General features: G+C 67.3%; 25 protein-coding genes and 1 pseudogene. 9 read left to right on the forward strand and 17 right to left on the reverse strand.

Going from position 1 to position 22,973, the window contains the following annotated elements; translation table 11 throughout:
• Positions 1–497, forward strand: a pseudogene (locus BST47_RS28610) (hypothetical protein); the annotation flags it as partial.
• Here the strand turns inward: BST47_RS28610 and disA are convergent.
• From disA to BST47_RS28625, 3 genes are all read right to left on the reverse strand, one after another.
• The gene (disA, locus tag BST47_RS28615; RefSeq protein WP_083129160.1) at positions 494–1,612 is read right to left on the reverse strand and encodes a DNA integrity scanning diadenylate cyclase DisA; all 1,119 of its coding nucleotides are present in this window, start codon (positions 1,610–1,612) and stop codon (positions 494–496) included. The pseudogene BST47_RS28610 and the gene disA sit on opposite strands and share 4 nt — an antisense overlap.
• Before the next feature lie 10 nt (positions 1,613–1,622).
• Positions 1,623–3,005 (reverse strand): DNA repair protein RadA, encoded by a 1,383-nt coding sequence (gene radA / locus BST47_RS28620; RefSeq protein ID WP_083129161.1) that lies wholly within the window; start codon positions 3,003–3,005, stop codon positions 1,623–1,625.
• Positions 3,006–3,073: 68 nt separating this feature from the next.
• Positions 3,074–3,637 (reverse strand): copper chaperone PCu(A)C domain-containing protein, encoded by a 564-nt coding sequence (locus BST47_RS28625; RefSeq protein WP_083129162.1) that lies wholly within the window; start codon positions 3,635–3,637, stop codon positions 3,074–3,076.
• Positions 3,638–3,876: 239 nt separating this feature from the next.
• On the opposite strand from BST47_RS28625, the gene carD reads away from it, so the two are divergent.
• Genes carD through rlmB form a run of 4 tightly spaced genes read left to right on the forward strand, consistent with a single transcriptional unit; the run spans position 3,877 to position 7,246 of the window.
• Positions 3,877–4,365, forward strand: a complete 489-nt coding sequence (gene carD, locus BST47_RS28630; protein ID WP_003888533.1) for an RNA polymerase-binding transcription factor CarD — start codon at positions 3,877–3,879, stop codon at positions 4,363–4,365.
• A 41-nt stretch (positions 4,366–4,406) separates the two neighbouring features.
• Positions 4,407–4,883, forward strand: a complete 477-nt coding sequence (ispF, locus tag BST47_RS28635; RefSeq protein ID WP_083129163.1) for a 2-C-methyl-D-erythritol 2,4-cyclodiphosphate synthase — start codon at positions 4,407–4,409, stop codon at positions 4,881–4,883.
• Between the two features lie 20 nt (positions 4,884–4,903).
• Positions 4,904–6,304 carry a cysteine--tRNA ligase gene (cysS, locus tag BST47_RS28640; protein WP_083129164.1) on the forward strand — a complete coding sequence of 467 codons (1,401 nt, stop codon included), beginning with the start codon at positions 4,904–4,906 and terminating at the stop codon, positions 6,302–6,304.
• Entirely contained in the window at positions 6,305–7,246 is a 942-nt protein-coding gene (gene rlmB / locus BST47_RS28645; protein WP_083129165.1) for a 23S rRNA (guanosine(2251)-2'-O)-methyltransferase RlmB, read from the forward strand.
• Here rlmB and BST47_RS28650 read toward each other — a convergent pair.
• From BST47_RS28650 to BST47_RS28665, 5 genes are all read right to left on the reverse strand, one after another.
• Positions 7,243–8,043, reverse strand: a complete 801-nt coding sequence (locus BST47_RS28650) for an SGNH/GDSL hydrolase family protein (protein ID WP_234809914.1) — start codon at positions 8,041–8,043, stop codon at positions 7,243–7,245. The genes rlmB and BST47_RS28650 overlap by 4 nt on opposite strands.
• Before the next feature lie 104 nt (positions 8,044–8,147).
• Entirely contained in the window at positions 8,148–9,389 is a 1,242-nt protein-coding gene (locus tag BST47_RS28655; protein ID WP_083129166.1) for an SLC13 family permease, read from the reverse strand.
• A complete protein-coding gene (locus BST47_RS28660; protein WP_083129167.1) occupies positions 9,380–10,300 on the reverse strand; it encodes an MBL fold metallo-hydrolase in 921 nt (306 codons plus the stop codon). The genes BST47_RS28655 and BST47_RS28660 overlap by 10 nt, the downstream gene beginning before the upstream one ends.
• A 17-nt stretch (positions 10,301–10,317) precedes the next feature.
• Positions 10,318–10,386 (reverse strand): hypothetical protein, encoded by a 69-nt coding sequence (locus BST47_RS31730; RefSeq protein ID WP_420094069.1) that lies wholly within the window; start codon positions 10,384–10,386, stop codon positions 10,318–10,320.
• Positions 10,374–10,532: a hypothetical protein gene (locus tag BST47_RS28665; RefSeq protein ID WP_420094070.1), complete on the reverse strand. Its 159-nt coding sequence runs from the start codon at positions 10,530–10,532 to the stop codon at positions 10,374–10,376. Before BST47_RS28665 ends, BST47_RS31730 begins: the two co-directional genes overlap by 13 nt.
• Before the next feature lie 146 nt (positions 10,533–10,678).
• Here BST47_RS28665 and BST47_RS28670 point away from each other — a divergent pair, with 146 nt between their 5' ends.
• Positions 10,679–11,710, forward strand: coding sequence for a CobW family GTP-binding protein (locus tag BST47_RS28670; RefSeq protein ID WP_083129168.1), 1,032 nt, complete (start codon positions 10,679–10,681; stop codon positions 11,708–11,710).
• Between the two features lie 10 nt (positions 11,711–11,720).
• On the opposite strand, the gene BST47_RS28675 is transcribed toward BST47_RS28670, so the two are convergent.
• Together BST47_RS28675 and bluB are read right to left on the reverse strand one after the other, a co-directional pair.
• On the reverse strand, positions 11,721–12,476 hold the full coding sequence (locus BST47_RS28675) for a LamB/YcsF family protein (protein ID WP_083129190.1): 756 nt from the start codon (positions 12,474–12,476) through the stop codon (positions 11,721–11,723).
• Positions 12,473–13,147: a 5,6-dimethylbenzimidazole synthase gene (bluB, locus tag BST47_RS28680; RefSeq protein WP_234809916.1), complete on the reverse strand. Its 675-nt coding sequence runs from the start codon at positions 13,145–13,147 to the stop codon at positions 12,473–12,475. The genes BST47_RS28675 and bluB overlap by 4 nt, the downstream gene beginning before the upstream one ends.
• A 30-nt stretch (positions 13,148–13,177) precedes the next feature.
• Between bluB and BST47_RS28685 the strand changes: the two genes are divergently transcribed.
• Positions 13,178–13,984, forward strand: coding sequence for a sulfurtransferase (locus tag BST47_RS28685; RefSeq protein ID WP_083129169.1), 807 nt, complete (start codon positions 13,178–13,180; stop codon positions 13,982–13,984).
• Here the strand turns inward: BST47_RS28685 and BST47_RS28690 are convergent.
• The 3 genes from BST47_RS28690 to BST47_RS28700 are packed head-to-tail and all read right to left on the reverse strand — an operon-like array spanning position 13,981 to position 16,550.
• The gene (locus tag BST47_RS28690; RefSeq protein WP_083129192.1) at positions 13,981–14,841 is read right to left on the reverse strand and encodes a metal ABC transporter permease; all 861 of its coding nucleotides are present in this window, start codon (positions 14,839–14,841) and stop codon (positions 13,981–13,983) included. The genes BST47_RS28685 and BST47_RS28690 overlap by 4 nt on opposite strands.
• Positions 14,834–15,637 (reverse strand): metal ABC transporter ATP-binding protein, encoded by an 804-nt coding sequence (locus BST47_RS28695; protein ID WP_083129170.1) that lies wholly within the window; start codon positions 15,635–15,637, stop codon positions 14,834–14,836. The genes BST47_RS28690 and BST47_RS28695 overlap by 8 nt, the downstream gene beginning before the upstream one ends.
• Before the next feature lie 7 nt (positions 15,638–15,644).
• On the reverse strand, positions 15,645–16,550 hold the full coding sequence (locus BST47_RS28700; protein ID WP_083129171.1) for a metal ABC transporter solute-binding protein, Zn/Mn family: 906 nt from the start codon (positions 16,548–16,550) through the stop codon (positions 15,645–15,647).
• A 100-nt stretch (positions 16,551–16,650) separates the two neighbouring features.
• Here BST47_RS28700 and BST47_RS28705 point away from each other — a divergent pair, with 100 nt between their 5' ends.
• Positions 16,651–17,751, forward strand: coding sequence for an Rv3575c family transcriptional regulator (locus tag BST47_RS28705; RefSeq protein ID WP_083129172.1), 1,101 nt, complete (start codon positions 16,651–16,653; stop codon positions 17,749–17,751).
• Here the strand turns inward: BST47_RS28705 and BST47_RS28710 are convergent.
• The 3 genes from BST47_RS28710 to kstR are packed head-to-tail and all read right to left on the reverse strand — an operon-like array spanning position 17,748 to position 20,093.
• Positions 17,748–18,686: a phosphotransferase gene (locus tag BST47_RS28710; RefSeq protein WP_083129173.1), complete on the reverse strand. Its 939-nt coding sequence runs from the start codon at positions 18,684–18,686 to the stop codon at positions 17,748–17,750. The two genes, BST47_RS28705 and BST47_RS28710, sit on opposite strands and share 4 nt — an antisense overlap.
• On the reverse strand, positions 18,673–19,419 hold the full coding sequence (gene otsB, locus BST47_RS28715; protein ID WP_083129174.1) for a trehalose-phosphatase: 747 nt from the start codon (positions 19,417–19,419) through the stop codon (positions 18,673–18,675). Before otsB ends, BST47_RS28710 begins: the two co-directional genes overlap by 14 nt.
• Before the next feature lie 2 nt (positions 19,420–19,421).
• Positions 19,422–20,093 (reverse strand): cholesterol catabolism transcriptional regulator KstR, encoded by a 672-nt coding sequence (gene kstR / locus BST47_RS28720; RefSeq protein ID WP_083129175.1) that lies wholly within the window; start codon positions 20,091–20,093, stop codon positions 19,422–19,424.
• 210 nt (positions 20,094–20,303) lie between these two features.
• Between kstR and BST47_RS28725 the strand changes: the two genes are divergently transcribed.
• On the forward strand, positions 20,304–22,397 hold the full coding sequence (locus BST47_RS28725; protein ID WP_207568723.1) for an acyl-CoA dehydrogenase family protein: 2,094 nt from the start codon (positions 20,304–20,306) through the stop codon (positions 22,395–22,397).
• Here the strand turns inward: BST47_RS28725 and BST47_RS28730 are convergent.
• Positions 22,394–22,942, reverse strand: a complete 549-nt coding sequence (locus BST47_RS28730; protein ID WP_207568721.1) for a hypothetical protein — start codon at positions 22,940–22,942, stop codon at positions 22,394–22,396. The genes BST47_RS28725 and BST47_RS28730 overlap by 4 nt on opposite strands.
• Between the last annotated feature and the right edge of the window lie 31 nt (positions 22,943–22,973).

The raw sequence follows: 22,973 nt of genomic DNA on the forward strand, positions 1-22,973 counted from the left end.
CCCCCACCCCCACCGCGGCCGTCGCCCCGCCGCCGGTGCTCAACGAGGGCGATGACTGCCCCGATTCGACGCTGGCCGTCAAGGGCATCACGAACCAGCCGCAGTACGTCGTCGGCGATCAGCCGAAGTTCACGATGGTCGTCACGAACATCGGCCTGGTGGCGTGCAAGCGCGACGTGGGCGCCGCGGTGCTGGCCGCCTACGTCTACACGCTGGAGAACGGCAGGCTGTGGTCGAACCTGGACTGCGCGCCATCGAACGAGACGCTGGTCAAAACGTTCCAGCCCGGCGAGCAGGTGACGACCGAAGTGACTTGGACCGGGATGGGCTCGGCACCGAACTGCCCGCTGCCGCGGCAACCCATCGGACCGGGCATGTACAACCTGGTGGTCCAGCTGGGCAACCTGCGCTCGGCGGCGGTTCCGTTCGGCCTCGCCGCCCCCGCGCCTGCGCCGCCGCCCGGTGAGGCACCGCCGCCACCGCCCGCGGTGGGTTAGGCCAGCCGGTCGGCGATCGTCGATTCGGCCAACTGCGACAACCCTTCTCGGATGTGGCGTGCCCACATCGATCCGATGCCCTCGACGTTCTGTAGATCGGTCGCGCTCGCGGCCAGCAGTCCCTGCAGTGAGCCGAACGAGCGCACCAGCAGGTCGACGTGGGCGAACTGCAATCGCGGAATGCCCGCCATCGCACGGTAGCCGCGCGAGCTCATCGCGGAATCCTGTGCCTCGGCGGTCGATGGGTAACCGAAAACCCTTGCCAGCGCAGTGAAATCGAGGAGCTCGTTGTCGGAGAGATGGTCCAGCTCCTCCAACGTTGCGCTGACCTGAGCCGCGGTCGGTGGGTCCGGGTTGGCGTGGTAGTCGCGCACGATCAGCTCGCGCGCGGTCTCGTTGTCGCCGACCAGCTCTTCCAGCTGCAGCTTGAGCTGACGTCCGTCGGTGCCGAGTTCGACCACGTCCGAATCGATTTCCAGGCTGATCCGTCGCACCATCTCCAGCCGCTGCACCAGCGTCATCACATCGCGCAGCGTGACGAAGTCCTCTATTTCAGCCGTCGACAGTTGCCTGCTGACCTCGTCGAGGCGGGCCTTGTAGCGCTCCAGCGTGTCGATGGTCTGGTTGGCGCGCGACAGGATGGTCGCCGAGTCGGGGATCACGTGGCGTTCGCCGGCCACGTAGACGGTCACGATGCTCATCGAGTGGCTCACCGAGATCACCGGGTAGCCCGTCTGGATGGCGGTGCGTTCCGCCGACCGGTGCCGGGTGCCGGACTCCTCGGTGGGGATCGACGGATCGGGCACCAGCTGGACGTTGGCCCGCAGGATTCGGCTGCCGTCGGTTGACAGCACCACGGCGCCGTCCATTTTGGACAGCTCGCGCAGTCGCGTCGGCGCGTAGCGGATGTCGAGCGAGAAACCGCCGTCGCAGATCGCCTCGACGCTGTCGTCGTAGCCGATGAGAATCAGCGCGCCGGTGCGGCCGCGCAGGATGCGCTCGAGCCCGTCGCGCAGCGCGGTCCCCGGGGCCAGTCGGGAAATGGTCTCGCGCATGGTTGGCCTCGCCAGCGGCACAACGGTCCGGCCGGACCTCCCACCAGGCTTGACAGCCATCGAACCCCTCCTACGACTGGCCGTTATTCTGCGCGATTTCTCGCAGCACCCGCAATGCCGAGCCGATGTTGTCGGCCGAAATCGCGCGCAGTCGGGCGGGCACCGCCGTCACGCCGGGAGGCACTACGGCCACGGTGAAGCCCAGCCGTGCGGCCTCGGCCAGCCGTCGATCCATACCGCTGACGCGGCGCAGATCGCCCGCCAGTCCGACCTCGCCGATCGCCACGGCCGAGGCGGGCATCGGCAGGTCCATGCACGACGACGCGATCGCCAGTGCCACCGCAAGATCGGCGGAGGGATCAGTCAACCGCATGCCCCCAACCGTCGACAGATAGATGTCGTTGGCGCCGACAGGTAGCTTCGCCCGCTTCTCCAGCACCGCGGTGATCATCGCTGCGCGCGACGAGTCGATACCGCTGACCGCGCGCCGCGGCGACCCGCTGGCCGGTGCTCCGATGAGCGCCTGTACCTCGCCGATGAGGGGGCGCTTACCGTCGAGCGTAACCGTGACGGCCGTCCCTGACACCGGCTGCGGCCGCTGATCCCGGAACAGCGCCGACGGATCCGATACACATTCGATTCCGTTGTCGTGCAACAGAAAACAGCCGACCTCGTCGGCCGCTCCGAAGCGGTTCTTGACGCCGCGAACCATGCGCAGCGACGACTGCCGGTCACCCTCGAAGTGCAGGACGACGTCGACGAGATGCTCCAGTGAGCGGGGCCCCGCGATTGCACCGTCCTTGGTGACGTGGCCGACGAGGATCATCGCCACTCCAGAGGTTTTGGCGGCCATCGTCAGCGTCGTGGTCACCGCGCGCACCTGGGTGACGCCACCCGTGACGCCCTCGGCTTCGGTCGTCGACATCGTCTGCACCGAGTCGACGATGACCAGGCTGGGCTTCACTTCGTCGATGTGGCCGAGCACCATCTGCAGATCCGACTCGGCGGCCAGGAAGACCTCGTCGTGCGTGCAGCCGGTGCGCCCGGCCCGCATCCGGATCTGGCCGGCCGATTCCTCGCCGGACAGGTAGAGCGCGCGCTTTCCGCTCTCGGCCCACCTGTGCGCGACCTCCAGCAACAGGGTCGACTTCCCGACTCCGGGTTCACCTGCCAGCAGCGTCACCGACCCGGGGACCACTCCGCCCCCGAGGACCCGGTCGAGTTCGGTGATTCCGGTAAGGATGTGCCGGGTGTGGCCGGGATCGATCGAGCTGATCGGTACCGCGGGCGAGGTCGGGGCGACCGCGCGCCGCATCGATGATCCGTTGACGGCGGCGAGCACCGCCACCTCGTCAACCGTGCCCCAGGTGCCGCAGTCCGCGCACCGGCCGACCCACTTCGCTGTGATGTGGTGGCATTCGGAGCAGCGGTACTGCGAACGCGCTTTGGCCACGACAAGACCGTAGCCGCACGGGCCGACAGAAACTCCGTGGTGAGCGGCCGTGTCGCGGAGTTGTGCGGTCAGTGACCGCCGGAGCCGCCGCCCGAGTGGCCTGCGCTGCCGCCCTCTTCGCGCCGCGGGCTCTCACCGGCGGAAATAGGCACCGCAAAGGTGCCCTCGCCGCTCTTCTCGAACTTGAATGTGAAGTCGTACGTCAAGCCGTTGGTGATCGGCTTCGTCAGCTCCACCTTGGCTTCGGCCGCGTCGACCGTCTCGACGCTTTCGAGCGGAGTGATTTGCCCGTCGGGGGCGCCCACCACGAGGTTGCTCGTCGCAGGCAGGGTGGTGTCGCCGCTCAGCGTGACCGTCCCGACGTCGGACGTGATCGACACCAGCTTGTCGTTGACGTCCGGCGAGTTGTTGGAGGCGACGAAGATCAGGTCGACCTCACGGCCCGGTTGGACGTAATCCGACGTCTGGTCGACCCGCAGGTGAGCGTTGCGCACCGCGATCTGCCCGATGTTCGCGCTGGTGCCGTTCACCGCCGGTTCCTGGGTGGCCGTCTGGGAGACCTGCCCGGCGCTGCAGCCGCTCAGGACGACGGTGGCTGCCAGTCCACAGGCGGCCAGTTTGAAGCGGTCCACACGTGCCTCCTGCTCGACGGACTTTGGATTCGACTATGGACTGTAGTAGGTGGGCGTGGCGGGCGGTAGCTGAGGGCCGACGGACGGTCTCCAGATTTCTCGATGGCAGCAGCGTGTCGCACATATTCATCCGCCTGTCAACCCCTAGTCTCGACCCGGAGTGCCCCTGACCTGCACCGTTGATCCACGCCTGTCTGGACCCCGTGCTAACATTGGGTTGTGAAAGGGGCTCTAATCTGATGATTTTCAAGGTCGGAGACACCGTCGTCTATCCACACCACGGCGCCGCGCTGATCGAAGCGATCGAAACCCGGACCATCAAAGGCGAACAGAAGGAATACCTCGTCTTGAAGGTCGCCCAGGGCGATCTCACCGTTCGAGTCCCAGCGGAGAATGCCGAATACGTGGGCGTGCGAGACGTCGTCGGGCAAGAAGGTCTCGACAAGGTTTTCCAGGTGCTCCGTGCGCCGCATACCGAGGAGCCGACCAACTGGTCGCGCCGCTACAAGGCCAATCTCGAGAAGCTGGCCTCCGGCGACGTGAACAAGGTCGCCGAGGTGGTCCGCGACCTGTGGCGTCGCGATCAGGAGCGTGGCCTGTCCGCCGGCGAGAAGCGGATGCTGGCCAAGGCGCGTCAGATCCTCGTCGGTGAGCTCGCGCTTGCGGAGAACACCGATGACGAGAAGGCCGCGACCATTCTCGACGAGGCACTTGCTGCCGCCTCCTGAAGGCCCGTGACGAGGGCGATGAGCCGCTTGCGCGAAGAGCAGTGACTCTGCCCAGAGTCGGGCTCGGTACCGACGTACACCCGATCGAGACCGGTAGGCCGTGCTGGCTGCTGTGCCTGTCGTTCGCTGACGCCGACGGCTGCGCCGGACATTCCGACGGCGACGTCGCCGCACATGCGTTGTGCGACGCGTTGCTTTCCGCTGCCGGCCTCGGCGATCTCGGCGAGGTTTTCGGCACGGGCCGCCCCGAATGGCGCGGCGTCAGCGGTGCGGACATGTTGCGCCACGTACACGGTCTACTGGTGGCCGAGGGTTACCGCGTCGGCAACGCCGCCGTTCAGGTCATCGGCAATCGGCCCAAGGTGGGTCCGCGTCGGGCCGAGGCCCAGAAGTTGCTGTCCCAACTCATCGATGCCCCGGTGTCGGTATCGGCGACCACGACAGACGGTCTGGGTCTGACCGGCCGGGGCGAAGGTTTGGCCGCGATCGCGACCGCACTGGTCATTCCGCCCGAATAAGCCCGGTAAGCTGGCCCGTCGTGACCGACCTGCGGCTATACGACACGATGACGGGCGCCGTCCGCGCCTTCGTGCCGGTGCGCGAAGGCCGCGTGTCGATCTATCTCTGCGGCGCGACGGTGCAGGGTCTGCCTCATATCGGGCACGTTCGCAGTGGGGTGGCGTTCGACGTCCTGCGTCGTTGGCTGATGGCGAAGGGTTACGACGTCGCGTTCATCCGCAACGTCACCGACATCGACGACAAAATCCTCAACAAGGCCGCCGATGCGGGCAGGCCGTGGTGGGAATGGGCCGCCACCTATGAGCGCGCGTTCTCGGCCGCCTACGACGCTCTGGGCGTCCTTCCGCCGTCGGCTGAGCCGCGGGCCACCGGGCACATCACACAGATCATCGAGCTGATCGAGCGCCTGATCGATCGTGGCCACGCCTATGTCGGTGGCGGAGACGTCTACTTCAACGTGCTCAGCCTGGCCGACTACGGGAAGCTGTCGGGCCACCGAATCGATGACGTACATCAGGGCGAAGGCGTTGCCACCGGCAAGCGCGACGAGCGCGACTTCACGCTGTGGAAGGGCGCGAAACCGGGTGAACCGTCGTGGCCGACGCCGTGGGGACGCGGCCGTCCGGGCTGGCACACCGAGTGCGTAGCAATGTGCGAGGCCTACCTGGGCGCCGAATTCGATATCCATGCCGGCGGTATGGACCTGGTGTTCCCGCATCACGAAAACGAGATCGCGCAGGCCGAGGCCGCCGGTGATCCGTTCGCCCGGTTCTGGCTGCACAACGGCTGGGTGACCATGGGCGGCGAGAAGATGAGCAAGTCGCTGGGCAACGTGTTGGCGATACCGGCTGTGTTGCAACGGGTTCGGGCTGCCGAACTGCGGTACTACCTGGGCAGCGCGCACTACCGGTCGATGCTGGAGTTCTCCGAGACGGCGCTGCAGGACGCCGCGAAGGCCTACACCGGAATCGAGGATTTCCTGCACCGCGTGCGCACCCGGGTCGGCGCCGTGGTGCCGGGCGAGTGGACACCGAAGTTCGCGGCGGCCCTGGACGACGACCTCGCGGTGCCGATGGCGCTGGCCGAAATCCACGCCGCGCGCGCTGAGGGAAACCGGGCATTGGACGCCGGCGACCACGAAGCGGCGCTGACACAGGCGATGTCGATCCGAACGATGATGGGCATCCTCGGCGCCGATCCGCTCGACGAGCGCTGGGAGTCCAAGGACGAGACCTCGGCCGCGCTGGCCGCGGTCGATGTGCTGGTGCAGGCCGAGGTGCAGCGCCGCGCTGATGCCAGGGACAGACGCGACTGGGCCGAGGCCGACGCCATCCGCGACCGTCTCAAGGCGGCCGGGATCGAGGTCACCGACACCGGTGACGGACCGCAATGGACACTGCTGGACGGTTACACAAAGTAAATGGCTGGAAACTCCAAACGCCGCGGCGCGATTCGCAAGCCGGGCACCAAGAAGGGGCCGACCGTCGGATCGGGCGGTGTGCGCCGCCGTGGCCTCGAGGGCAGGGGAGCGACTCCGGCCGCCAAGGACCGGGTCAATCATCCCGCGGCCAAACGCGCCGCCAAGGCGGCCAGAAAGCAGCAGGGCCGGCAACGCAAAACCGACGACGTCGAATTGGTGCTCGGGCGCAATCCCGTCGTGGAATGCCTGCGCGCGGGAGTGCCTGCCACCGCGCTCTACGTCGCCCTCGGCGCGGAATCCGATGAACGACTGACCGAATCGGTAACCCGGGCAGCCGATTCCGGCATCGCGATCCTCGAGGTGCCCCGGACCGACCTGGACCGGATGAGCACCAACGGGCTGCATCAGGGCATCGCGTTGCAGGTGCCGCCCTATGACTACGCGCATCCCGACGACCTGGTGAAGTCGGCGACGAGCGACGTGACGCCCGCACTGCTCGTCGCCCTGGACAACATCTCCGACCCGCGCAACCTCGGCGCGATCGTGCGGTCGGTGTCCGCATTCGGCGGTCACGGGGTGCTGATTCCCCAGCGCCGATCGGCGTCGGTGACCGCGGTCGCATGGCGCACCAGTGCCGGTGCGGCGGCGCGACTTCCGGTGGCACGGGCGACGAATCTCAATCGCACGCTGAAGGATTGGGCCAACAGGGGACTGCAGGTGGTGGGTCTGGACGCCGACGGTGACATCACGGTCGACGAGCTGGACGGCGCCGGTCCGATCCTGGTCGTCGTCGGATCCGAGGGCAAGGGACTGTCGCGGCTGGTCCGGGAGAACTGCGACACCATCGTGTCGATCCCGATGGCCGGTCCGACGGAATCGCTGAACGCCTCGGTGGCCGCCGGCGTGGTGCTCGCCGAAATCGCCCGCCAGCGCCGCAGCTAGTACGCGGGCTGCAGAATCTCGACGAGCCCAGGCAATTTCGGTTCTATACCGGCACCTGGCGTCACGCGCCGTAGCCGCCGCGCCACCCACGGCGCAGCGAATGCTGTCGCCCATCGCAGGTTCTGCCACCAGCTGTGTACCGGAGGCGACGACGCCAGGGCGGCTGAGCGCGACGTGAGGGTGTGCGGCATCGTGAGTGTGTCGAGGACTTTGGCGGCCATGCGCTCATGCCCGAGTGGGGACAGGTGAATGCGGTCGCCCGCCCACAGCCGCGGATCCCGAAATTCGGTGAACCGCCAGAAGTCCACGAGCTGAACACCGATGTCGTCGACGACGGTGCGCAGCAACTCGTTGTAGATCGCGGCACGGCCCCGCAACCGGCGGAACAGCGGCACCGTGCCGAGATCGGCCGCGGTGAACGTCAGCACTACGGCACCCGTCTGCTGCAGCGTCTTCAATGCGTCGGCATAGCGCGCCATCATGGCGTCGATGTTGTTGCGCACCAACAGCAGATCATTCATCCCGGCGTATACCGTCACGATATCGGGCTCGAGCATGACGGCGGTCTGGATCTGCTCGGCGAGTATCTCGTCCATGGTGCGCCCGCGCACCGCCAGGTTGGCGTACCGCATGTGCGGGTTGTGCTGTCCGAGCACTTCTGCGACGCGATCGGCCCAGCCGCGCAGACCGTTCGGACAGTCTGGGTGGGGGTCGCCGATACCTTCGGTGAATGAGTCACCGAGCGCGACGTACCTGCTGAACACCGCCGGCCGAGCCGGCAGTCGGGACACAGCCATAGCATCAATCTGGCCGATACTAAGGCGACGCGCACCCCGCAGCGCCGCCGGTGGCTCAATCGACATGCGTTGTCCCACTGTCGTTTGAGCGCAGGTAACCGGGCCTACACGCCGATCAATTTAATGCTCACCCACAGCGCTGCGACCGAAGCCAGCAGGGTGAGCGGTACGGTGCACAACCCGATCAGGGTGAACTCGACGAACCCCGTCGGCATCTCCCGGCGAACGACACCGCGCCACAGGAGGTTGGCCAATGAGCCGACGTACGTCAGATTCGGCCCGATGTTCACGCCGACCAGTACGGCGAGCACGGCGGCCGGGCCCGATGCCGCGACGAGCGGAAGCATGACCAGCACTGCGGGCAGGTTGTTGACGGCGTTGGACAGCGCGGCGGCGATCGCGGCGATTCCGAGCAGCGCGGGCAGCGTGTTCCCGGTGGGCAGCACATGGCGCATCGCGGAGTCGAGGCCGTGCAGCATCACCGCGTCGACGACGACCCCGAGGCACAATACGAACGCCAGGAACGGCGCGTCGATCGCGGACGCGATCCGTGTGACGGTGGTGTCGCGCCGGGCGAGTGCGCGCACGCCCAGGACGACGGCACCGGCCAGGGCCGCCCAAGCGGGGGAGTGTCCGAGTACCGAGACCACCGCAAACCCGACGAGGGTGAGCGCGAGAACCACCAGCACGAACACCGGGACGTCGACGGGCTCTGAGGTGTTCACCTGCTGCGATTCGATCGACAGATCGCGCTTGAAAAGCCAACGCAGAAGCACGAATTCGACGGCTATCGCCGCCAGCCACGGCAGGGCCATGATCGCGGCGAAATGCAGGAACGTCAGGCCCGCTGCCGTGAATGCCAGCAGGTTGGTCAGGTTGGACACCGGCAGCAGCAGCGACGCGCTGTTGGACAGGTGGGCGGTGGCATACGCGTGCGGTCGAGCCGGTACGGCCAGCGTGCGTGCCGTCGCGAGGACGACCGGTGTCAGCAGCACGACCGTCGCATCCAGGCTCAGGATCGCGGTGGTCGCCGATGCGACGACGAACACCATGGACAGCAGGTGTTTGGGGTTGCCCGCGCTGAACCGCGCCATCGCGACGCCTGCGGCGCGGAACAGGCCTTCGTCGTCGCACAGCCGCGCCAGCACCAGGATCGCCGCGAGGAAGCCGACGACGGGCAGCAGCCGGTTCACCTCGGCCAACGCCTCCGGCACCGAGATGACGCCGGCGACGATCAGCGTGGCGGCCGCCGGCACCGCGACGATGGCCTCGGGCCAGCCGTGCGGGCGCACGATGGCGAACAGCAGCACGACGGCCAGCGCGACGAGCGCCAGGCTCAACGCCACGGGTCAGCGCGCTGCCAGAGCATAGGCAGATGCAGCGCGACACCGTCCTCGCGCGCCAGCCGGGACAGCACCCGCATCGTGACGTCCAGATCATCACCGGCGTAGGGCAGTGCGCGCAGCGGCATGTGCAGCGGGCGGAAGAAGTCGTCCCAATGGGTCAGGACGACGCGGCGCGCACCCACCGTGCGCACAGCTTCTGTCCAGTAGTCGAGCAGGTACTGCTCGGGCTGCACACCGAGCTGCCCCACACCGAGGTACACGACGTCGGCCTGCTGTCCGGCCAGCGCACCGGGCACGAAACCGGCGCTGCCGACGATCAGCAGCCGCCGGTCCGACGGCCGGTGACGCACGACCGTCGACCATGCTTCACCGCACTTGTATGCCGACGCGCGCACCGGTGGCGCGACGGGTTCGGTGATGACTCCGGGAAAGCGGTCGGGGGGGCAGTGTTCGGACTCGATCAGCGTGACGTCGTACGCCCCAAGGGTTATGGGTTCACCCGGTGTCGCCACGACAAGACGATCGTCGGGCAACCCGTGACCGAGGCCGACCTGTCGCGCCGATGTTCCGCCGACCACCTTCGCGCCGGTGCGCTCGGCGACGACGGCGCTGTCCATCGCGTGGTCGAAATGGGTGTGCACCGGCAACACCGCCTCGAGCCGCTGCACCCCCAATCGCGCCAACGAGCCGTCGATCCTGGGCGCCGAGGGCGACAACGACCGCAGCCCGACCTCGGCCAGGCTCGGCCGGGAGAAGAAGCCGTCGGTCATCACCGCCGATTCGCCGTCATCGACGAGCAGCGTGGTGACACCGGCCCAGGTGACGGTAAGCGACGCACCCTCGGGTGCAGCGGGCGCGTCGAAATAGCCGGCGTAGTCGGCCAGCTTCGGCCTGCCGAGCTTGAAGCGCATGGCGCCAGCCTATGGGGTCAGAACACCGGCCTTGGCACCAGCACGACACGCCAGCCGTCAGGATCCGCGAAGGTCAGCGCACCCACTCCCGCCCAGTACGGATTCTCGGCGTCGACGGCGCGGGTCCTGGACTGCCGTCGACGTGCGAGGTGAACTCGAGGTGGTGGTCGATGCCGGGCAGCCCGATCATCACGCCGTCGTATCCAGCGTGGTTGGCGAACCGGTAGATCACCGGCAAGCCCAGCGGCTTGCGCCACCGCGGTGTTCATGTCCGCAGTCTCCAACCTCAGTCGAGGTTCAGGTCAACTACCGAATTCTCGTGCCAAGCACTGCCGGCTCTCGAGCGTCGTGAACTATAGGGACGTGCAGCGACAGCGAGTGAGCGACATCCCCGTCATCGCGCTGACCGGTTACCTCGGCGCGGGTAAGACCAGCCTCCTGAATCATGTCCTGCGGACCCCGCGCGCACGACTTGGCGTGATCATCAACGACTTTGGCGCGCTCAACGTCGACGCCGGCCTGGTCACCGGCCAGATCGACGAACCCGCCTCGATCACCGGCGGCTGTGTGTGCTGTCTGCCGGACAACGGTGGGCTGGACGAGGCGCTGACCAAGCTCACCGACCCACGGCTCGACCTGGATGCCATCATCGTCGAGACCAGCGGCCTGGCCGACCCCGTCGCCGTGGCGCAGCTGATTCGGTTCAGCGGCGTTGACGGCGTGCGGCCGGGTGGCATCGTCGACGTCATCGACGCCACCACCCACTTCGACGTGGTCGATCGCGATGCACGCCCGCCGGCGCGCTATGCCGCCGCCTCGTTGATCGTCGTCAACAAGATGGATCAACTGCCCGAGGGGGACAGGCAACCGCTGCTCGAGAGACTCGAACAGCGTGTGCGAGAACGGAACCCTCATGCCCCTGTCGTCGGGACAATCGGCGCACGAATCGACCCCGCACTGCTGTATGACCTACCCGGATCGGATGACGAGCTGGGCCAGCTCTCGTTCAGGGAACTCCTCTTTGACGCCCCGGACGAGGCGCATGCCCACGCGGACGATGATCACGCCCACGCCGACGCGGTCACGGTGACCGGCTCGGGGTGTATCGACCCGGGCAAAATTCTTGACCTTCTGGAGAATCCGCCGTCTGGGGTCTATCGAGTCAAGGGGACGATCGCCGTGCGATACCGCTCGACAGTGCGGCCCTATGTCGTGCATCTGGTTGGTCCGTCCATTCATGTCTCCACCGCTCCCGCGTCGGCGACGCCGAACAGCCTCGTCGCGATCGGAATGGATCTGGACGTGGAGCACGTGCGCGCAGTTCTTCACGACACGCTCGCTCCTTGTGACGGAAACGCGCCTGCAGGCGCCATCCGCCGACTGCAGCGCTATCGCCGGCTGAGCCTGTGAACACGCGGGCTCAGGTGAACGGCCTGATTTCGACTCCGTCGGAATGCAGCCGTGCCCTCACTGCATGGGCGATCTGCACCGCCCCCGGTGAATCTCCATGCACACAAACAGATTCGACCGTGATCGGAATCGTGGAGCCGTCCGCTGCGCCAACTCGACCCGCAGTCACCATCGACGACACCCGGTCTGCGATCTCCTCGACGTCATGCAGTACCGAGTTGTGCAGCCGCCGCGACACCAGCTGCCCGTCGGATCGGTACGCACGGTCGGCGAACGCCTCGGGCACGGTCCGCAGGCCGAGCTCCTGCGCCTCGGCGAAGAACACCGAACCGGACAGGCCCAGGACGGGCAGGGCCGGGTCGACAGCGCGTACCGCTTCGGCGACCGCCCGCGCCTGATCGTGATGGGTGACGATGGTGTTGTACAGCGCGCCATGGGGTTTGACGTAGGTGACCGTCGATCCCGCCACGCGAGCGATCGCCTGTAGCGCGCCGATCTGGTAGATCACGTCCGCCTTCAGGTCTTCTGGATCGGCGTCGATGAAGCGTCTGCCGAACCCGGCGAGATCGAGATAGCTGACCTGAGCACCGATGCGCACATTGCGTTCGGCGGCCGCCCGGCACGTCCGCAGCAACAGTGCAGAGTCGCCGGCGTGGAAACCGCACGCGACGTTTGCGCTCGTGACGACGTCGAGCATGGCGTCGTCGTCACCGAGCTTCCACACTCCGAAGCTCTCACCGAGATCGGCGTTCAGATCGACGGTCACGTCGACCAGCCTACGATCGGCGCCGGCGCGGCCCACCAGTTCTCGGCGACGAACTCGCTCAGCGGTCGTCCGACCGCCCAATCGTCGATCTCGAGTTGCGGGCGGTCGGGAAACTCCGGCACCGGACCGAGACACAGCACAGCGACCGCTTCGGCGTCCTCCGGTACACCGAGCAACTCCCCGAGTCGGCGAGGGTCGAATATCGACACCCACCCCATGCCGAGACCTTCGGCACGTGCGGCCAGCCACAGGTTCTCGATGGCGCACGACACCGACGCGAGATCCATCTGGGGCAGCGTGCGCCTGCCGAACACGTGGGCCTGCCTGCCGTCGCCGAGCGCGACGACGAAGAGCTCGGCACAGTCCAGAATGCCTTCGACCTTCAGGGCCAGGAACTCGGCGTTGCGCGGGCCGAGCGCCTCGGCGGTGCGCTGACGCTCTTCGTCGACGACGGCGTGGATGTCGCGGCGCAACGCGGGCTCGGTGATCCGGATGAATCGCCACGGCTGCATCAGCCCGACGCTGGGCGCGGCATGCGCGGCCTGCAGTAGCCGAACCAGGACGTCCTCGGGGATCTCGGATCCGGGGACGAAGCGGCGCATATCGCGGCGTGCGGCGATCACCCGGTAGATCGCGCTTCGCTCAGCAGGGCTGAATGCGTGCTCGGTCACGCTCGTGAGCTTAGGTGGCACCATCGAAAGGTGACCCGCGAGCAAGTACTGATCAGTGCGGCGGAGCTGAACCAGCGACTCGACGACGGCGAGCGGCCGACGATCCTGGACGTGCGCTGGCAGCTCACCGAGCCCGACGGTCGCGCGGCATTCGAGCGAGGGCACATCCCGGGTGCGGTGTACGTCTCGCTGGAGGACGAGTTGTCCGACCACACCGTCACCGGGCGCGGCCGCCACCCGCTGCCGTCCGGTCGCGACCTGGAGGCAGCCGCCAGACGGTGGGGTGTACGCGACGGTTCGCCAGTCGTCGTGTACGACGACTGGAACCGGGCCGGGTCGGCGCGCGCCTGGTGGGTGCTGACCGCGGCGGGCATCGCCGATGTGCGGATCCTCGACGGCGGACTGGCCGCCTGGTCGGGTCCGCTCGAAAGCGGTCCGGCGAGCGTGGCACCCGGCGATGTGACGGTGGCACACCACGACCTGTACGCAGGTGCGTTGCCGACACTCAGTGCCGAGCAGGTGACCGCCGCCGACCTGACCCTGCTGGATGCCCGCGCGCCGGAACGCTTCCGCGGCGAGGTCGAGCCCGTCGATCCGGTCGCGGGCCACATTCCCAGCGCCCGCAATGTCCCGAGCACGAGCCTGCTGGACCGCGACGGACGTTTTGTCGCCGATGTGCCGGAGTCCAGCGGCGCCGTGGGCGTGTACTGCGGATCGGGTGTCACGGCGGCGGTCGTGGTCGCTGCGCTCACCGCGGCCGGAGTCGACGCCGCGCTGTATCCGGGCTCATGGTCGGAATGGTCCTCGGACTCAACGCGTCCGGTGGAACGGGACTAACTGCGGGCACGGCCACGGTGACCGATCAGCCAGCACACCAGGAAGATCGCGAACGAGATCGTCGTGACGAACACCGAGACCGGTACGCCAGGCGCCAGCGACAGCAGGATGCCCCCGACGGCGGACACCTCGGCGAAGATCACCGATGCCGCGACCGCCGCCCCGGGTGACGAGAACACCCGAACGGCGGCCGCAGCGGGTGTGATCAGCAGCGACATCACCAGCAACGCCCCGACGATCTGCACGCCCTGTGCGGCCGTGACCCCGACCAGCGCGGCGAAGACAATGCCCAACGCGCGCACCGGAACTCCGCGTCCCGCCGCCACCTCAGGGTCGACGGTGGCGAACAACAGGGGACGGTAGGACACCGCAAGCACGACGATGACGACCACCGACACGACGGCCAACAACGCCAGCCCCGAGTAGCCGACGCCGACGATCTGCCCGGTCAGCAGCGCGAAGCTCGTCCCGCTGCGACCGGGATAGAGATGGATGAACAGCACCGCAAGGCCGAGCCCGAACGCCAGCACCACCCCGATCGACGAATCCCGTTCGCGTGCACGCTGGCCCAGCACCCCGAACAACACCGCGGCCAGTGCGCATCCGACGAGTGCGCCGATACCGACGTTGAAACCGGCGAGCAGCGCGAAAGCCGCTCCGGTGAGGGACAATTCGCTGGACCCGTGCACCGCGAACGACATCTGCCGCATCACGATGAACGGTCCGATCAACCCGGACACCAGGGCGAGCAGTGCGGCCGCGAGCAGGGCCTGCTGGACGAAGTCGCGGCGCAACAGGTCGATGGTGATGTCGAACGAGAACAGGTGTGCCAGCAGGTCGGCGAGCCGTTCACTCATGGTCGTGGCCGCTCGCATGTGCCGAGTGGTCGTGCTCGCCGACCACGACGTAGCGGCTGCCGACCTTCACCACCTGGATGTCGGCGCGATACAACTCGGACAGGGTCGCCGACGTCATCACCTCTTCGACGGTGCCGATCCGGAATCGGCCGTCGACCAAATACAACACCCGGTCTATGTATGGCAGAACCGGATTGACCTCATGGGTGACGAAAAGTACGGCGGTGTTCGCGTCGCGCCTGCGCGCATCGATCAGCGTCGACACCAGCCGTGCATTGGCCGGATCCAAGTTGAGCAGTGGCTCGTCGCACAACAGCAGCACCGGATCCGTGGTCAGCGCCTGGGCGATCCGCACCCGCTGGAGTTCGCCGCCCGACATCACACCGACCGGCACATTCGCGAGTGCCTTGCCGTTGACCTGGTCCAGCGCCCGCTGCACGGCTGTGCGCTTGGCCGAACGGTCGGTCGCCAGACCCCAGCGGTGGCCGTCGAACCCCAAACCGACGAGATCACACCCCCGCAGCGACAGCCCGCTGTCGATCGCGCGGTGCTGGGGCACGTAACCGATTCGCCTGCTGCCCTTTTCGACCGGCTTACCGCAGATCGTGACCTTGCCCGCGGTGAGGGGCAGTTGGCCGAGCAGCACCTTGAGCAGGGAAGTCTTGCCGGTACCGTTGGGGCCGAGCACCGCGATGAATTCGCCCGCGCGCACTGCGAGGTCCAGTTGGTCCCACAGCACGCGGTCGGCGAACGCCAGCCGGGCGCTGGTCAGTTCGGCGACGACGTCAGCAGGCACGGATTGATTATCTGTTCGCCTGTGGCGCCTTATCCAACTGGCTCGCCAGCTGTTCGGCGGTTTGGCGCTGCCAGGTCAGATAGTCGGTGCCATCGGGCAGGGTCTCCGTCACGTTCACGACGGGTATCGAGGCGCGGTTGGCGGCGTCGGCAAGCTGCTTGGTGACCGCGGTCTCGGTCTGCGGGTTGTACAGCAGCGCGGACACCTGCCGGGCGTTGATCAGGTCGAGCATCGCGGCCAGGTCCGCAGGCGACGGGTCGGTGTCCTCCTCGATCGCGTTGGCGAAGCCCTCCGGAGTCTTGTCGGCTATACCCGCATTGACCAGCAGGTAGTGCGCGACGGGCTCGGTCGCGACGACGGAGGCCCCCGGATGCTCCTGGCCGATCGTGCGCTCGAGTGTCAGGATCTCGTCGGCCTTGGCGCCGAACGTCGCGGCGTTCGCGCGGTAGGCCTCGGCGTTGGCGGAGTCGATTGTCGATAGCCGTTCAGCGATCTGCGCGGCGACGGCCTTAGCGGTCGCCGGGTCGTAGAAGACGTGCTCGTTCGGGGGTTGCGACGAGGCCGGCAGTAGCGCGACGGCGTCGACGCTTGGCACGTCCGGATGTTCTTCCAGCACGTGCTCGACCCAGTGGTCGTAGTCGCCGCCGTTGAAGACGACCAGCGAGGCGTCGGTAAGCGCCGCGGTGTCGGCGGGGCTGGCCTCGAACGAGTGCGGATCGGCCACTGTCCCGTTCACGATCGACGTCACGGAAGCATGGTCGCCGGTGACAGCGCCGGCCACGCTGCCCCAGACATCGGTGGATGCCACGACGGATACGGTGCCGTTGCCGGATTGCGCGGATTCCTGCTGACTGCATCCGGCCGCGCCGATCGCCACCACCACCGCCGTCATCGCCGCAATGCTGGCACGCATGGCACCTCCCGTAAGCCTCTGAATAGAAATGAAAACCGTTTCCAATAACTCTATCCCACGGCATCCCGGGTAACGCAAATTCATGGGCTAACGTCACAGCATGTCCAGGAGTCCAGCGCCCCGGCGCCGGGCGACTCTGGCCTCGTTGGCCGCCGAGTTGAAGGTCTCGCGGACCACCATTTCCAACGCCTACAACCGGCCGGATCAGCTGTCGGCCGATCTCCGCGACCGTGTACTGGCCACCGCGAAGCAGCTGGGCTACCCGGGACCGGATCCGGTGGCCCGCTCGTTGCGCACCCGTAAGGCAGGGGCGGTCGGGCTGATGATCACCGAACCGCTCAACTACTCGTTCAGCGATCCCGCCGCGCTCGACTTCGTCGCCGGCCTCGCGGAGTCGTGCGAAGAGGCCGGGCAGGGACTGCTGCTCGTGGCGATCGGTCCAAAGCGAAGCCTCGACGACGGTTCGGCCGCCGTCCTCGCGGCGGGGGTGGACGGGTTCGTGGTGTACTCCGCCTCCGACGACGATCCCTATCTGTCGGTGGTGCAGCAGCGGCACCTGCCGATCGTCGTCGTCGACCAGCCGAAGGATGCGCCGGGCACCTCGCGGGTGTGTATCGACGACCGCGAAGCCATGCGCCTACTTGCCGAACACGTTGTGGGCCTTGGCCACCGGGAGATCGGCCTGCTGACGATGCGACTGGGACGCGACTGGCCGCACGGTGGACCGAAGCCGGCGCTGGCCGACCCGGACCGAGTCCAGACTCCGCACTTCCACGTCCAGCGCGAGCGCATTCACGGCGTACACGACGCAATGACTGCCGCGGGCCTCGACCCGGCGTCGCTGACCGTGGTCGAGAGCTATGAACACCTGCCGACGTCCGGTGGGGCGGCCGCCGAGGTGGCCCTCGACGAAAACCCGCGCATCACCGCGCTGATGTGCACGGCCGACGTGTTGGCGCTGTCGGCGATGGATCACTTGCGCGCGAAGGGTGTCTACGTTCCCGGGCAGATGACGGTGACCGGCTTCGACGGTGTGCCCGAGGCGTTGCGGCGCGGCCTGACGACGGTGGTACAGCCGAGCATGGAAAAGGGCCGCCGCGCGGGCCGGTTGCTGCACAACCCACCGCGCTCCGGTCTGCCGGTGATCGAGGTGCTCGAGATCGAGGTGGTTCGCGGCCGCACGTCGGGCCCGCCCGCCTAGACCTCGGTGATCGGCGGGCTGGCGCGCCACTCGTCGAGAGCCGGCGTCAAACCGTCAACCAGCATCGGCAACTGCGGCACCATCGCCAGGACCGCAACAACCGCCAGGCGGCCCGCCGCCTCGGTGACCCGCAACACCCGCTCGTCGACGGGCCGAAGGCCCGCGCCCGCAGCGGCCGCGTTGTAGGCCGCGATCCCTTCGGGTCCCACCATCGCGAGGTCCGATTCGATCGCGCCGAGGGTGACGAGTTCGAAGTCCGACCACAGGTCGCCGTCCGGTGTGCTGATCATGTTGTAGTAGGGCGCGTCCCCATGGATGGGCTGAATTCCGACCCCGGGAAAAGTCTGTTCGAATAGGTCTTGTGACGTCAGAACCGGCGCGATCACGGCCCATTCCCGTTGTGCCCGTTCAAGATCGGTAGCGGGCAGCAGCTCGGGCATGCGCGCCAACGCGGCCAGCCCGTCGGGGATGTAGGTGGCGAACGGTGCCCAGAACTCGAGGTCGCCGTCGTATTCACGCAGCGCAGCGTGCAGGTGTGCGGTCTGCTCGATGCGGCGCATCATGTTCGTGTCCGCGGCGGGGACCTGATCGATCAACTGCCAGAAGGTCATCGAGAACCCCTCGCGCCGAACGGGTTCGCGCGGCACCAGAGGGCTCGGGGGCACCACCGGATGGCCGCGGTCGGCAAGCCACCCCGCCACGGCGAGTTCGCAACGTTGCTGCGCGATCTGGGTTTCCGGCGCCGCCGAATAGGACGGCGGCAGCACCGTGGGGACCCGGACGACGACGGGTGCAGGAGCAAGATGGACGATCACGGAGAACACGTCGTAGAGGACACGCGGCTGCGAGACGCTCAGTCCGAGAGCGCGACCCGCCGCCGTCGCGGCCGAAACCGCTCGTGTCGTGCGGGCTTTCAGCTCGTCAGCGGAGAGCACGTGAATTCAGCAGGTACGCCAACGCTTCTGCGACATCGTCGGGCGACCCGATGCGAAAGCCCGCCGCTGTGTCACCGGGTCCGATCTTGACGCCGATGTCACCGTCGCGCAGCCGCGCGAATGCCTTCTCGTCGGTGACATCGTCCCCGAGAAAGACCACGGCGGTAGCGGCGTTCTGCTCGCGCAGGATGTCGACCGCCTCGCCCTTGTCGGTCTGGATGACGGCGAACTCGAGCACCGCCTTGCCCGCGGTGGCGTGCGCATCCCAGGAGTCCGAGGCGCGGCGGGCCTGCTCCAACGCCGCCTCGCCGTCGGCCGGACTGGCATTGCGGACGTGCAGGGCGACCGATGCCGGTTTGGTCTCCACCGTCACGCCGGGCTTGTCCGCAGCGATCTCGTTCAGCTCGGCGATGATTCGCGCCAGTAGGCCCTCATCGATGTCGTGGGCGAAGCCGGTGTCGAATTCGGCCCCGTGGCTGCCGACCAGGTGAACGGATGCCGGCATCCTCGACAGCGTTCGCAGCACGCCGAGCGCCCGTCCGGATACCAGGGCCACGTGGGTGTCGGGCAGTTCGGCGAGTGCGGTCAGCGCGGTGGCCGCATCGGGCAGCATCCGGGCGTCGGCCGGGTTGCTGACGATGGGCGCGAGGGTGCCGTCGAAATCGCAGGTGACCAGTAATCGGGGAACCCGGGAAACGGTATCGAGCGCGCGCTGCAGTTCGACCGGGAGCACGCCTAGATCTTAGGGTGCTCGCCGTCGCCGATCAGAAGCCGCACGGCGAGGTCCAGACGCTTGGCGACATCGGTCGCCGACGCCCGCCGGGTCAGCCAGGCGAGCAGGTTCGAAAGCCAGACGTCGGAGATGACTCGTGCGATGTGGTACTGGTCCTCGGTCGGCTCGCCGTCGCTCATGGCGCGGGCGAACATCGAGTCCATCAGCTTGCCGACGTGGTCGACCTCGCCCGCCGCCGACGCGTCGGCGAATACGAATGCCCGTGTCATCGCCTCGGTCAACAGCGGATTGCGCTGCATCGACCGGTTGAGCTTGCCGACCATGACGTTCAGCCGCTGGTACGGGGTGCCCCCGACGATCGTGGCACGGTCGGTCTTGGCGTCGATACGCTCGAATTCCCGGCCCAGCGCCGAGACGAGCAGGTGCACCTTCGAAGGGAAGTAGCGATACAGCGTGCCTACCGCGACATCGGCCCGTTCCGCGACCGCGCGCATTTGCACCGCCTCGTAACCGCCCTTGGAGGCGATGGCCAGGGTGGCGTCCAGGATGCGCTTGCGGCGCTCCCGCTGGGCTTCGGATCCCAGTTCGGACTCGGCCAACACCGCCACGGTCATCACCTGGGGCGGTCGCGAATCCGACCCCGATCCCTGGTTTGGCTGTGACAGGCCGGACATCTGTTCGACTACTCCTTCTCCGCACGGGTATCGCCGAAAACGATACGCATGCCGAACTACATTTTCTCACTTCAGAAACGCCGCGGCACCGACGTGTCCTGCTGCTATGGCGGTCGACTTGACGGTCGATCGCTGGCACTATTAGAACACGTTCTAGTGGGGAGCATGGACTTCTCACCCAAACGCTAGGAGCAGACGGTGTCAGCCACAATGACCGACGAGCAGTTTGCCGCGCGCGAGCTGGTCCGTAGCTGGGCAGCTGCTTCAGGCCCCTCCGAGGCGGCCAGGAGGGTCGAGGCGGGCCAGCCGGACGCGTGGCGTTCAGCCTACGACGGGTTGGCTCAACTCGGCCTCTTCGGTGTCGCGTTGTCCGAGGAGAGGGGTGGCGCCGACGGTACCGTCGAGGATCTGTGCGCGATGGTCGACGAGGCCGCTGCAGCCCTGGTCCCCGGTCCGGTCGCGACCACGGCACTGGCCACGTTGCTGGTCGAGCAGGCTGACATCCTGGAGTTCCTGATCGCCGGTGAGCGCGTTGCGGGCGTCACGCTGACGGCCAACATCGAATTCGACGGCGCGCGGGCATCCGGCACCGCCGACTACGTGCTGGGAGCCGATCCCGGCGGGTTTTTGGTGCTGCCCGCTGCAGACTCCGTCGTACTGATCGACGCGTCTGCCGACGGTGTCACCATCGAACCGCTGACCCCGACCGACTTCTCGCGGCCGCTGGCGCGCGTCGTGCTGGACGGCGCACCCGCGGCGAAGCTGTCGACGTCGCCGCAACGTTTCGCCGACCTGGCCGCCACGGTGCTGGCCGCCGAGGCCGCGGGGCTGGCGCGCTGGGCACTGCAGACCGCAACGGATTACGCGAAGGTGCGCGAGCAGTTCGGCAAGCCGATCGGCAGTTTCCAGGCCATCAAGCACATGTGCGCCGAGATGTTGCTTCGCTCCGAGCAGGCTTCGGTGGCCGCGGCGGACGCGGCCAGGGCGGTTGCCGAGGACGACGAACAGCAGCTCTCCATCGCCGTCGCGGTGGCTGCGGCCGCCGGAATCGACGCCGCGAAGGCCAACGCGAAGGACTGCATTCAGGTACTCGGCGGCATCGGGATCACGTGGGAGCACGACGCGCATCTGTATCTGCGACGCGCGTACGGCATCGCGCATTTCCTCGGCGGCGCCGACAAGTGGCTACGCCGTGTCGCGACACTCACTCAGCAGGGTGTGCGCCGCGATCTGAAGATCGACCTCGAATCGGTTGAGCATCTGCGCCCCGAAATCGCTTCTGCGGTAGCCGAAGTCGCCGCACAGCCCGCGGAGAAGCGGCAGGTCGCGTTGGCTGATTCCGGGCTGTTGGCGCCGCACTGGCCGCGTCCGCACGGCCGCGAGGCCGGCCCGGCCGAACAGTTGCTGATCGATCAGGAGCTGGCCAAGGCCGAGGTGGTCCGACCGGATCTGGTGATCGGGTGGTGGGCGGTGCCGACGATTCTCGAGCACGGCACTCCCGAGCAGATCGAGCAGTTCGTCCCCGCCACGCTGCGGGGCGAGTTCCTGTGGTGCCAGCTGTTCAGTGAGCCCGGCGCGGGGTCGGATCTGGCCGCGCTTCGCACCAAGGCCGTTCGCGCGGAGGGGGGCTGGAAGCTCACCGGACAGAAGGTGTGGACGTCGGCGGCCCACAAGGCGGCATGGGGGGTGTGCCTGGCCCGTACGGATCCGGACGCCCCCAAGCACAAGGGCATCACCTATTTCCTCGTCGACATGAAGTCGGCGGGCATCGACATCCGTCCGCTGCGTGAGATCACCGGCGACAACCTGTTCAACGAGGTGTTCTTCGACGAGGTCTTCGTGCCCGACGAGATGGTGGTCGGCCCTGTCAACGACGGCTGGCGGCTGGCACGCACGACGCTGGCCAACGAGCGGGTGGCGATGGCGCATGGCACCGCGCTGGGCAACCCGATGGAGGAGTTGTTGCGTCAGGTCGCCGATCTCGATCTCGATTCGACCGGCCAGCACCAGCTCGGCTCGCTGATCCTCGCGGCCCAGGTCGGCTCGCTGCTGGATCAGAAGATCGCGGAACTCGCTGTGGGGGGCCAAGATCCGGGTCCGCAGGCCAGCGCGCGCAAGCTCATCGGGGTGCGCTACCGGCAGGCGCTGTCCGAGCTGAGGATGGAGCTGTCCGAGGGCGCGGGCGTCGTCGACAACAAGACCGTCTTCGACTTCTTGAACACCCGCTGCCTGACGATCGCGGGCGGAACAGAGCAGATTCTGCTCACCATGGCAGGTGAACGACTGCTCGGTCTACCCCGCTAGCTGAAGGCGGCCTGTGCGCAGGCGTTGGGTGACGTCAGGTTGACGCCGGCGTACACCACCTGGATGTAGGAGCACACGATCAGCGGAACGTCGGTACGCGGACGGCCGGTGTAGGAGTCGATGGGCCATGCGACGCCGTGCAGGGCAACCCTGTCCGGCGGTCCGCCACCGAAGTAGACCGTCGAGATCTCGTTGTCGGTCAACGATTTGAAGATCCGGGTGTTCGGGGTCGCGACGTTCGAATTGATGTAGACGGAGCGGTCCATCGTGCGCAGCGTCACGTTCTGCCGGGCATACAGATCGCCGGGAAACCCGATCACACCGTTCGGTGTGCGCAGGTTTGCGACGGTGTCGAACAAGCATCTCGCTTCGGCTGCAATGCAATTGGCTGTCACATGCATCTGGAGCGTGTCCACCGGGTTGACGGGAATCGACGAGTCCGCGGTGTCCAGCGCAGCCGATGACACGGCTGTCGGTGTGATGGATGCCAGTGTCAGCACTGTCGCCGAGATCGCCACGAACGCGCCGGCCAACCGCCTAATCACAGAGATGCTCCCTTCGGTGCGCGCATCGTAG

The sequence above is a fragment of the Mycolicibacterium tusciae genome (genome assembly GCF_002086795.1).
GTDB classification, from domain to species: domain Bacteria; phylum Actinomycetota; class Actinomycetes; order Mycobacteriales; family Mycobacteriaceae; genus Mycobacterium; species Mycobacterium tusciae.